This is a genomic window from Methylomonas sp. 2BW1-5-20, assembly GCF_052474515.1.
In genome coordinates, this window is the sequence record NZ_CP184127.1 from 4,449,167 (window position 1) to 4,460,558 (window position 11,392).

Here is an 11,392-nt window from a genome sequence, read left to right on the forward strand (position 1 = left end):
TATTTTAATAGAAAGAGTAAAAAACTTAAAAAGGTATTTGCTAATGACGCGCCTCTTGAAAAAATTACCGAATTTATGCGATGCAAAAGAAATAGTTATAGTCGTTTTATTAACGCTAATTTCTGTTTATGTATTTTATAAGTTATATGGGTTTCATGATAGGAGTCTTGTTACGGTAGATAACGTTTGGTTTCAAGCCGATCTGTCACGTGTTTTTGAGAATATGACAAATCAGCTTTCTGAGGGGCACTACCGACTTAAGGTGCATCCTCTTTTCTCTATTCTGACATATCCGCCAGTGACGTTACTTGTTAGGGCAGGGTTGGGACAGTATGTGGCGGTTCAAATTTTCACTACATTTGTAGCATCTTTTTGGACACTTTCTTTATATGTATTGTTTAGGTTTTTAGGATGTCGATTATTTGACGCATTGGTCATTTCGATATTAGGAGCATCTAGTGCCGCTGCTTTGTTCTGGCTATCTGTTCCAGAGTCCTATGCCATTGGTTCAATAAGCATTATTTCGTGTTTAGCGCTGGTTGCTATAGCAAACCAGAAAAGGTTACCTGATTGGATTTATGTGGCAGTTAGTTCTTTCAGTTTAAGCGTAACTACCACGAATTGGATGATAGGTACTCTGAGCGTAATAGTGGAAAAAACTTGGAGGAGAGCGATTTTAATATCGATTATTGCTTTTTCGATTGTCGCTATGATATGGGGGGTTGAAAAATATTTATTTCCTCACGCTGTTTTTTTTATCGGCGATAAAGAAGAAGCATCATATATGTTTAGTCCGGGTTTAAAGCGCATTCTTTCTGTTGGGGGCGTATTTGTTTTTCATTCGATACTTTCGCCTAGTTTGAATGTGATTAATGATAACGATTTTGGTTGGCCCATGCTGAGTATCCAAAATTCATTGCCCGGCTCCAATGGAGTTCTAAATTTCATCGGAACCATCATCTGGTTAGTTCTGTTTGGCTTGGGGCTATGGTCTTTATTTACATTAAAAAAGCATCTTGCTTTGCGCATCGTTCTTGGGTTTTCATTTATTGGACAGTTTGCTCTTCATATTTTGTATGGCGAAGAAACATTTTTATATTCGCTGCATTTTGCCCCCCTCTTATTAACCTTGGTTGCCTTAATAACACTCGGTGCTTTGCGATTGCCAGCCATTTGCTTACTTATTGCATTGATTCCGATCGTTGTAATAAACAATTGGTCCCAGCTTAAGGCGGCGGATGTCATTGCCACCTCACCGCGCAACCAAGTCATAAATCAAATGCAACTGCGCCCGCAAGACCCTTGGCCGCGAAGCCAGGGACACGTGCTGTTGGCTATGCCGGGCAGTCAAGAAAGGAAAAAAGCCTATCACGAGCCGGGTGGCGGTTTTAGTCCCGGAGCCGGTTCATTCGGGGTATCGGTCTGGGTGAACGCCCCGGACGGGAAGTTATTGACTACAAGCGACACCATCGGTCAAAAGCAGATAACGCAGTCTTTTGATTGGAGCGATATCGGACATAAGTTACCTGGCATCCGAACGGAAACCGAATACTACCGTACGGCCTGGACGAGTAATGGCTGGGGGGCATGGCAGCTTAAGCTGGCGACTCCCGAAACCACAAATTCAATTCCTTCTTTGCTTATTCGTGGAGTAGGGCCATCAGGAGGGCCAATTCACGAACTTAGTTGGGACGGCGAGTCTTTACATATTAATAAATTGTGGTCGATGTCCATTCATCCGGCTCCAAAAGCCGTTTATTTGGGAGATGAAAACTCATCGGACTGGAAAACCCTAAAAAACCAACAAACGACTATCACTAGTGAAACCGGCTGGGGCTTTGCCCGCATAGAGCTTGACGGCGGCAGTACCAAGGAATGGTTAGCCAACATACAAGACGAACATCCGCTGGTAGAACCGGTATCGAGCAACGAATCGGCATTGCATGATCTAGTTCTTAATGTGCCGGATGAGGGCTTTTCCAACTGCCTGAATGCTCAAATTGGCCATTTAATGATGAGTACTGTCGACGGGGAGACTCGCCCAGGCGATCCGATGAACTATCCGTTGGAGTGGCAACGCGATGGCGCCTATATATTGGTTGCCCTGGCGAGAGCAGGCAAGCTCGACACGGCAAAATTGCTTTCAAAAGAGTTCGCAAAGCGCGACTTTTTTGGCGGTTTTGGACCGGAGGCCGATGCCCCCGGATTATCCTTATGGGCGCTAGGAACACTTGCATCGCAACTAAAAAGCGAAAGCTACGATTGGTGGCTATGGCCGCATGCAAATCGCAAGGTGGCGTTCATCGAAAAGATGCTAACGACGCGCTCGAAAATTACTCAAAAAATTACCGGCCCTATTGTGCCTAAGCACACCATCGATGCGCAGAACACTTTGCTGGCTGAACCCGCTCAAGACGGTTTAATCGTCGGCAAAATGGATTACACACGCCCGGTCCTTTTCATTAACGCCGTTAGTTATCGCGGGATGATGGAGGCGTCCCGGCTAGCCGAGCGCCTTAAAAAGTTTGACGAAGCAAAACGCTGGAAGGCGACGGCCGAAAAAATCAAAGAAGCATGGGGGGCAGGGTTTAAACCGCCGTTATCCGATAATGCTCGCACTTATATCAGCGCGTTATGGCCTAGCTGGATAGCAAGCGATAAACGCGAAAGCCTGCAAAACTATCTGGAACAGAGATGGTTAGTCCAGCACGACGCTTCAAACACTTTTAAGACTTCGCCATTGTGGACATATTTTGACGTGGCTGAGGCACATCAATGGCTTTTTCTTGGGCATCCCGAACGAACTTGGTCAACAGTTCGCTGGTTTTGGAATAACCAAAGTTCGCCAGGGCTGTATTCGTGGTGGGAAGGTCAAGGCGAAGAAAACTCCTTCAGGAAATGGGAAAGCGTGCGCGGCTGGGTCAACCCACCTAATGTAACTCCCCATTACTGGACGGCCGCAGAAATGGCCTTACTACAGTTCGATATGCTTGGTTATATTGACGAGGGTGGCGACGAACCAACACTCGTCATAGGTGCGGGAATACCCGTAGAGTGGCTCTCAAAGGAGATCGATGTTCGCAACCTGAAAACCAATGATGCCTCAATAGATTGGCATTGGAGCGGAAGCAAAATGAAGGTTACCATTCATAGTGAAAAGCAGATAAAAATCCGATTGAGTAATGGTTTTCCAAAAAACTCTACCTTAGAAGTAGTTTATTCAGAAGTCTAATGTTTTCATAGTAAAGTGTATGCTCTAGACATCTGGATTGAAATTAATTAAATCAAACCTTAACAACAACTGTTAGTTTATGAAAATATGGATTTGTATTCCTGTATTTAATCGCATCGAATACACCTTGAAGTGTTTGGCAACCCTCAATGCACAAACCTTTCAAAATTTCACTGTTGTTATTTGCGATCATGGCTCTACCGATCGCTCCACGGATCATATCCGCAAGGCTTTTCCTGACGTGGTTGTACTAAACGCTGATAGCAGTTTGTGGTGGACCGGTGCGATGAATCGCTGTGTCGAATATGTTTTGCAACATGCTGCTGAACAAGATTTTTTACTGACGCTCAACAACGATACGGAATTGCCGCTGGATTATTTGGCCGAATTGACTGCTCAAAGCATTAAATACCCGCACGCTGTGTTGACCTCTGTTATTCATGATATTGAAACCGGTGAGCGGGTAAAAGAGGGTTATCGCCAAAGCTGGTTAGGCGCTAAGGATCGAGCTGTAACATTTGAAAAGCACCATTTGCCTGGAGACGAGAATGTCATTGCGGTTACATTGGTGTCCGGTCGAGGTACTCTATTTCCTATAGAGGTATTTCGTAAAGTCGGTTTATATGATGAAAGACATTTGCCGCATTATTTCGCCGATTATGACTATAGTCACAAAGCCCAGCGAGCCGGCTATTCAATTTATGTGTGCAAGACTTGCCGGGTATTTTCCTACGTCGCGGCCACCGGGATGACGACAGTTCGTGATCGTTTTTCCCTAAAAAGTTTTATCGGCTTTTTAACTAATATTAAATCGCCAGCCAATCTGAAAGCGCGATGGTGGTATGGTTGGAATAATTGTCCGAAGTTGCTTTTCCCAAGTTATATTGTCCTGGATGTAATACGACTTATTGGCGGGTATTTCAGGCATTTTTTATTGAGGGCTTTTGTTCGATGAGCGCTATCAGTCGCCAGAAGCAATATAAGCCTAAAAAGGTTAATGTTATAGCAAATGCATAAGAACCATATGCGTAGGAATAAATATGGGCACCTGCTTGAGCGCCGTATTTAAAATACGGTTGTAAGTTAATTCATAATATTTCTTTACTTGCCCTTCCTTAAAAATTAACAAATGTTGAATATCTTATTAGCCATTGCTCGACGCCTACAAACTCGGCTGAAAGTAATAAAGTCAAAAAAAATTTGTCGCGTCGGTAAAGATTTACATATTGGTGCGCGTAGCCATTTTTGGGCGCCGGAATCGATATCTATCGGCAACGGGGTATATATTGGTAAAGATGTGTTGGTCGAGTGCAATGCTGAAATTGGCGATTATGTGCTGATTGCCAATCGGGTTGCTTTGGTTGGGCGGCACGACCACGATTTCCGTAAGATTGGTTTTCCTGTCCGTTTCTCGCCGTGGGTAGGGGCCTTTTCCCCGCCAAGCCTATTTCGAGAAGAAAAAGTAATTATTGAGTCCGATGTATGGCTTGGTTACGGCGCCATCGTTCTGTCAGGGGTAAGAATTGGTCGTGGGGCAATTGTTGCTGCCGGTGCCGTGGTAACTCGCGACGTTGGCGCTTATGAAATTGTGGCAGGCAATCCGGCTCGGAAGATTAGTATGCGATTCAAAGATGTAGAGACGATACAAAAGCACGAAGCAGCAATAAACTCTGGAAATTTTGTCTCCTCAGAACGCGGTTACGAGTATTGGCTTGTTAAACCGGGCGCAGAGTGTGGTGTTTTAAACGACTAATAGGGGCACTATGAAAAAGGTTGTAATTTTGCAGCATCGTTTGTTGCACTATCGATTGGGGTTTTTTGCTGGATTACATAAGGCCTGTGAAGAAAAGGGAATCGCACTGCATTTAGTTCATGGTCAACCGACGCTACGCGAAGAAAAAAAACGGGATGTCGGGACACTACCCTGGGCGGATGTGGTCGTAAATCGCTATGTCTCTATTGGTGGAAAAGATATTCTTTGGCAACCTTTTCCGGAAAGGCATCGTGACGCCGATCTGGTGGTTGTTATGCAAGAAAATCGCCTTTTATCCAATTATCCCTGGCTGCTTTTTCGCGACGTTCATAAAGTCAAAACAGCGTACTGGGGTCATGGACGTAATTTTCAAACCACTCGTCCAGCCGGTTTACGCGAAAAATGGAAGCAATTTTTAGTGGGCCGAGTGGATTGGTGGTTTGCTTACACGGATTTGACCAAAGACATTCTATTATTGGACGGCTATCCGGCTGAACGCATCACGGTATTGGATAATGCTATTGACAATGAAAGCTTTATGGCTGATTTGACAGCAATTTCTGCTGCGTACCTTACGGATTTGCGTAGTGAGCTTGGTATTTCGGAAAACGCTCAAATAGGTTTGTATTGCGGTTCGCTATATCCGGACAAGCGTTTGGATTATATGGTGGCGGCGGCTGACAGAATACGTTCGTCATTGCCCGATTTTCATTTGCTGATCATTGGTGATGGGCCGAGCGCGGCCGAAATACGGGTTGCCGCCGCAAGTCGGCCGTGGTTGCATCAGCTGGGTGTAAGGAAAGGCATAGAAAAAGCGGCGTATTTTCGATTAGCTGACGTGGTGTTAAATCCGGGCTTAGTCGGTTTGCATGTCTTGGATTCGTTCTGCGCCGGTGTACCGATGGTCACTACTTCCGACGCTCGGCATAGCCCGGAGATTGCTTATCTTAAAGACGGCGAGAACGGATTGATTGTGCGAGGGGATGCCGACGTGTATGCCGATGCTATCGTTGGCTTATTGCAACATCGTGAGCTATATACCCGATTGCAAACGAACGCCCTAGCCGACGCCCGGCGCTATACCTTGCAGAACATGGTGGAGCACTTTACCGATGGAATAGTGCAGTGTCTGGCGATGAAGCGGAAAGGTTAGCGGTTTGAAATTGATGCTCAAGCCGAAGTAATTATTAAATCTAAACTTAATGAGGAAGTAAAAGTGACAGCTTCAATTCAGCGGATTATGGATATACCGGTTTATTCAGGTCCCCCTGCTGCGGTACTGGCGGAGATGGAAAGAGCTATCTCGGCCGGTGAGGTTGGCGGCTATATTTCCATTACCAATACCGAGTCGATGTACCATGCATTGCGCCGGCCCGACCACTTAAAGTTCATTCAAGGTTCTAACTTTTCCTTGTGCGATGGTGTTGGCGTGATTGCAGCCGGGTATTTCTGGGAACAAAAAATTAGTCGTTACAACGGCCCTATCCTGCAGCTGGATTGCAGTGAATATGGTCAAGCAAGGGGGTGGCGTCATTTTTTCTATGGCGGTAAGGAAGGGGTTGCGGACTTGATGGCCGAGAAACTTAAAGCCCAATTCCCACAATTAAAAGTGGTGGGTACATATTGCCCACCATTCCGCGAATTGTCGGCGGAGGAGGACGAAGAAGTGGTCCGTATGATAAACGAATGTCAACCGGATATCGTTTGGGTTGGGCTGGGCTTGGTCAAACAGGAGGCATGGATAGCAAGACACTTGCATCGCATAAAGGCTTCTTGGATGGTTGGTGTCGGAGCGTCTTTCGACTATCACTCCGGGGCGGTTCCTTGGGCCCCGCTCTGGATTCGCGCGCTTGGGCTGGAGTGGGTTTTTCGATTGATCATTCAGCCCAAACTACGCGCTAAACGTTATTGGTGGTCGTTTGTGTTTGTTGCTGAGGCGGCGGTAGCCGGAATGATGCGACGGTTTCAGGGCGTAAAAGTTAATTCTTAAGGAGTAGTGCTGTGGTTCGTGTAGCTGTTGTTGGTTTAGGAAAAATGGGGTTATCGCATCTTGCAATTATCAGGGCGCATCCCGATGTAGAAGTCGCGGCAGTTTGCGATGCAACCGGATATGTTCTGGATGTACTTAATAAATATACCGGAGTGCGAACGTTTACCGATTACGACGAGATGCTGCGCGATGCGGAGTTGGATGCAGTAGTTATTGCTACTCCATCTAGCATGCATGGGCCTATGGTGCGCAAGGCTCTCGATAAGGGCTTGCATGTTTTTTGTGAAAAGCCATTCAGCGTCGATAGCGATGAAGCTAAGGTGTTGGCCGAGGAGGCTGTTGCAAAAGGCGTAGTCAATCAGGTGGGCTATCACTACCGTTTTGTCGGTGCCTTTCAGGAAGTTAAACGTCTTCTCGACTTGGCTGTCATCGGTAACATATCGCACGTACTCGCAGAAGCTTACGGCCCTGTCGTGATGCGGCCAAAGGGCAGTTCATGGCGCACTCAGCGGACGGCCGGTGGCGGTTGCCTTTACGATTACGCCGCACATCCACTTAATTTACTGAACTGGTATTTAGGTATGCCTCACGGGGTGGGCGGCAGCGTTTTAAACAGCGTGTTTTCCAAAGAAACCGACGACGAGGTGTTCGGCACCTTGTATTTCGATGAAGGCAAAAGTGCGCAAATCTCAGTAAATTGGAGCGACGAGTCTTATCGGAAAATGAGCACCAAGATAAGTATCTGGGGTGCTGCGGGACGAATTGTCGCTGATCGCCAGGAAATCCAGGTATATCTGAGAGATACGGCAAAGGTGCCCGATGGTTATCAGCTAGGGTGGAATGTTCGTAATACGACTGAATTGACCGATGAAGTTTGGTTTTATGTCAGAGGTGAGGAATATTCGGCGCAGCTCGATTATTTCGTTAAGTGTATTGCGGATAAGCGGACGGAAAACGTTAATTCATTTACCAGTGCGGCTGAGACCGACAAGGTCATCGCGATGATGATTGCCGATGCTCAAAAAGGCGCGTCTGTCAGTAACGATCAAGTGTTGCCAGTTGCACCTGCCAAGAAGCGCGGTATTTTTTCGTTTCTGCAATCTTGATCTATCAAGTTCAGCGGAAAAAATAGGCTCCGCATGCAACGTTAACAAACAATTGGCGACCCTTAGAGGTTTGGAGATTTTTTAATGGATAAATTACTTTTTGGCGATAATCAATTCTTCGGTGTTAATCATATGTCCGAAGAAAAGGCGCGCGCTCAAGCAATGCGGTTTCAGGATATCAATACCGTTATAGAAGTATTGGATAACGCTTACGATGAAGGTATTAAGACCTTTATGTGCACCACTCACGAACGAATTGCCTTGGTTTGCGATCACATGCGCGCCAATCCCGGGCGTTACGCGGACTATCAATTTTTCCCCTGTATGCCTTATGCACACAAATATGCAAATGCGATGACCGACTACGGCTTATTGGGTGCAATCAAAAACTTTCTGCCGGAAGAAGGTTTCATCGATTCTGCAATGCGCGGCGGCATGTCTTTAGCGAAAAAGGACATTGAAGGTATTACTACTTTGTTGATAGATGCCGAAATGAAGATGTTTGCCGGACTGAAAACACCGGTGATTTTTCTACAAAATGTGGTTGTGGACTTTTTATTGGGGCTGGGGTTTAACGAGGCTTTTCGGATATTTGCCAATCACGTTAAAGCGCGTTACGGCGCCGAACCCGGATTTATTACAATGAACATGCCTAAGTTGCTGGATGTTCTGGAAGAGTTAGGCATAGAAAATCCGATTGTTTGCGCAAATATCAATAAAGTCGGCTTTAGAATGTGCGGCGGTTTCGAGGCTTATGAGCAAGCGCTGAAAGCGAAAAAATTTCGGGCGATAGCCATGTCCGTGTTTGCCTCCGGCGCAATTGCTCCCCAGGAAGCCATCGAATGGGTTTGCGATCAGCCGAATATCGAGTCGATTGTTTTCGGAGCCTCCAGTCGCGGCAATATCCGGTCGACTCGGGAATTGGTTGATCGGTATTGGCAAAAGGAAACTGCGTAAATAATGGTAGTTATCCCGATAGTCTTTAAGTGAGGTGAAGAGGTTCGTCTTCTGCGATACGAATGCCAAGCCAAGGCGCCCTCTTCATCCGGAGAGGGCTGGTGCGAGGAGAATCTAACGAGGAAAATGCCTTTTATCCCCTTCGTCCTTTCTCTAATTCTATTTTTCACCGCTTTTCCCTCTCTAGCGTCCTATCAGCAAACCCTTGCTATTGAACGATGCCTATATCCGACGGTATAGTTTCAAAGCCAATGTCTTTGATCGGCGATCCGGCGCAGGCTACTAATCTCTTGTTAACGATGGCTAAGCATGGATCGGCAATGATACTGTCTTTGTCTATACCTTGCGCTACCCAGTCAGGCCAAGTTGCTCCGGGCGTTTTTTGGTTTTGTTCGCTGATGTTGTAGTCAACGGCCAATGGACCGTTAGTTGACCAGATTAGATTTTTTCTAATAATTGACGATGTTTTAGGTAAAAAATAGCGAAATGAAGGACCGTCTGATTTACCTGTGACAATAATATTACGTTCTATCAGATTACCTTCCGGCCAAGCCTTGTTCTGCATCGGGATGGCGAGCTCTGGATATTTTTGTTTCCATAACGGTGTTTTGTAAGCAGAGGATTCAAGTTTAGTTTGATTTTGGTTCAAGTCGTATGTGGGAGCAAACTGAGAAACCCATATTGCAGCGCCATTAGTTTTGAAGTAATTGTTGTAAATTTTATTATCTCGGCCACCATGAATGTGTAGAGATACTGCGCCGGCATTTTCAAAAATATTGTCGTTAACAGTAAATCCGCTCGCGCCATCATCCAGATAAACCCCCATCGCGTAATTCGGTGATTGATAAATGGCTTGATTCCTGGCTAAATCGACACTCTTCATGCCATAGCCGATAATGTCATGAATATAGTTATTTCTAATGATATTGCCCCGAGCGGACCAGTCTCAACCTGTGTATATGGCGCCACAGTCCGCAGCTTGTAAACAAAAGTGATGGATTTCGTTTTTCTCAATTAAGTGGTCGTTGCCTGTTATTAAAATTGCACTACCAGCACCTTGTTCAAGCAAGTTATGAGTAATTCGAATACCTACACCGTTTGCTTCTATGCCGGAAGAGTAGGTAAGAATAGTAGTGCCCATATGGTGGATATGATTGTTATGAATTAAATGCTCGGCACTGTTTAAACTATTTCTGTCGCCTCCGGAAACTACTACCCCGTGTGCGCCTGTATGATGTATGCTGCTGTTAATTAACTTTACGTAATGACCTCCTTTTATTTCTATTCCTTTGCCGTCTATATTGCTGATTTCTAAGTTGTCCAGCGTGACATTTTCGGAGTTTTTCGAGGTTACGGCGGTGGCTGTGCTATGCTGAAACTTGATATTCCTGAAACTTAAATAGCTAGTGCCGTCTAAGCTCAAAATACTCGGTAGTGACGAAAGAATAATCGTTTCGGGAGCGCTTGAATCAGTGGGTATAAAGTTAATTAGCTTAGTTGAGTTATCGTAATACCATTCGCTTGGTGTATCCAAGAAAGATGGTAAGTTCTGGATGTAAAATCGTCGTCCGCTTTCAAGTTTATAAAGTGCCGGAGTAGCCAATTTAATCGCGCTCTCTTGTGCGGTGATTGAGTCAATCCCTATAATTTGATCGAACCAGTCATTTCCCGGAAATATATGTACTTGCCCATTATCAGCTTCTCCGGTAAATGGTGGAATTTCCTCCATACTTGAAAAGTGGCTTTTTTCATCGAAAGGGGCTTTGATATGGGCCCAGTCACGGTCAGGCCAACGGGCTAACACCATTTTTTGATTGTTTACATACAGCTGAAATTTTGGCGCATTACCTTTTATCCGACCGGTATCAAAAAATTCTGTGTTAATAGGGGGGGTGGTAATTGGGCAACGCCAGAGCTGGGTGTCTTGATGTTCACAATTAATTGGAATGCCGCCACTAATCGTCACGTTTGAACCCGGTTCCCCTTGCCAGATTATTTCGCGGTCTGCAAAGCCGGAATCAATTAGATTGAAGTTTAAGGGATGATTTAAATAATAAATTCCGCCTGCAATATTTACTGTAACTTTTTCGTTGAAAGCATGTTCTTGCTTTAGTTGCCGAATTGCTTGTTTAGCCCTTTCGATTGTTTTAAATGGGCCTGTATTGAGTTGCGGGTTGGGGGTTTTGGCAGTGCCCGACCATAAATCATTTCCATCGGGGTTGACGTAATAATTCTGGGCCATGGTCTCAGTCGTACAACAGAGTAATACGGCTAGAAAAATTTTAATCAAATGGTTCATAAGGTTTCGCCTATTAATAGATTTTTAGCCTTTTTGGAATGTCTGGCCTTATAGA

9 protein-coding genes are annotated in these 11,392 nt (G+C 45.3%); 7 read left to right on the top strand and 2 right to left on the bottom strand.

Annotation, left to right across the window (positions count from 1 at the left end):
* The first annotated feature begins 43 nt into the window (after positions 1–43).
* From ACH50O_RS20510 to ACH50O_RS20540, 7 genes are all read left to right on the top strand, one after another.
* Positions 44–3,232, top strand: coding sequence for a hypothetical protein (locus ACH50O_RS20510; RefSeq protein ID WP_446809604.1), 3,189 nt, complete (start codon positions 44–46; stop codon positions 3,230–3,232).
* 79 nt (positions 3,233–3,311) lie between these two features.
* Entirely contained in the window at positions 3,312–4,187 is an 876-nt protein-coding gene (locus ACH50O_RS20515; RefSeq protein WP_446809605.1) for a glycosyltransferase family 2 protein, read from the top strand.
* A gap of 174 nt (positions 4,188–4,361) precedes the next feature.
* Positions 4,362–4,985 carry a CatB-related O-acetyltransferase gene (locus ACH50O_RS20520; RefSeq protein WP_446809606.1) on the top strand — a complete coding sequence of 208 codons (624 nt, stop codon included), beginning with the start codon at positions 4,362–4,364 and terminating at the stop codon, positions 4,983–4,985.
* A 10-nt stretch (positions 4,986–4,995) separates the two neighbouring features.
* A complete protein-coding gene (locus ACH50O_RS20525) occupies positions 4,996–6,138 on the top strand; it encodes a glycosyltransferase family 4 protein (protein ID WP_446809607.1) in 1,143 nt (380 codons plus the stop codon).
* Between the two features lie 63 nt (positions 6,139–6,201).
* Complete coding sequence (locus tag ACH50O_RS20530) at positions 6,202–6,975, top strand: WecB/TagA/CpsF family glycosyltransferase (protein WP_446809608.1); 774 nt, start codon at positions 6,202–6,204, stop codon at positions 6,973–6,975.
* Positions 6,976–6,986: 11 nt separating this feature from the next.
* Entirely contained in the window at positions 6,987–8,081 is a 1,095-nt protein-coding gene (locus tag ACH50O_RS20535; protein ID WP_446809609.1) for a Gfo/Idh/MocA family protein, read from the top strand.
* A gap of 84 nt (positions 8,082–8,165) precedes the next feature.
* Positions 8,166–9,038, top strand: coding sequence for a hypothetical protein (locus ACH50O_RS20540; RefSeq protein ID WP_446809610.1), 873 nt, complete (start codon positions 8,166–8,168; stop codon positions 9,036–9,038).
* Positions 9,039–9,246: 208 nt separating this feature from the next.
* Here ACH50O_RS20540 and ACH50O_RS20545 read toward each other — a convergent pair whose 3' ends face one another.
* Positions 9,247–9,921 carry a right-handed parallel beta-helix repeat-containing protein gene (locus ACH50O_RS20545; protein WP_446809611.1) on the bottom strand — a complete coding sequence of 225 codons (675 nt, stop codon included), beginning with the start codon at positions 9,919–9,921 and terminating at the stop codon, positions 9,247–9,249.
* Between the two features lie 63 nt (positions 9,922–9,984).
* Entirely contained in the window at positions 9,985–11,337 is a 1,353-nt protein-coding gene (locus ACH50O_RS20550) for a right-handed parallel beta-helix repeat-containing protein (protein ID WP_446809612.1), read from the bottom strand.
* Between the last annotated feature and the right edge of the window lie 55 nt (positions 11,338–11,392).